Raw genomic sequence first — 564 nt, 5'->3', positions numbered from 1 at the left:
CTGCGCCGATGGTACTGCCCTGGAGACGGGGTGGGAGAGTAGGTCGCCGCCGGACAACCATTCACCAAAGGCCCACCCCACACGGGGTGGGCCTTTGGCGTGCCTGTGACCTACCGGGCAAGACCCCACGACCCAGCTCGTGGGATGATGAACGTCAGTGCATATCGAAGGGACACCGCTGTGAACGACAGCCCAGAACGTCACGCCGACGACCGCGACCGTAGGTCTTCCGGGGCAGGGCGGTCCGGCGACACCGGTCGTTCCTCCGGCTCACAGGGCCGTGGTCAGGGAGCCCCCCGTCGCGAAGGTTCGGGCGGCAAGCCGCCCCGCGCCGGCGGCGACCGTCGTCCGGACTCGGGTGAGCGTCGCTCCTACGGCGACCGCCCCCAGTCCGGTGGCGGCTCCTACGGCGGTGGTGAGCGTCGCTCCTATGGCGACCGTCCGCAGTCCTCGGGCTCGGGTGAGCGCCGCTCCTACGGCGACCGCCCCCAGTCCGGTGGCGGCTCCTACGGCGGTGGTGAGCGTCGCTCCTATGGCGACCGTCCGCAGTCCTCGGGCTCGGGT

The sequence above is a fragment of the Oerskovia sp. Root22 genome (assembly GCF_001429135.1).
GTDB classification, from domain to species: Bacteria; Actinomycetota; Actinomycetes; order Actinomycetales; family Cellulomonadaceae; genus Oerskovia; species Oerskovia enterophila.
The sequence above is the reverse complement of the archived record's forward strand: the minus strand, read 5'-3'. Positions refer to the sequence as shown.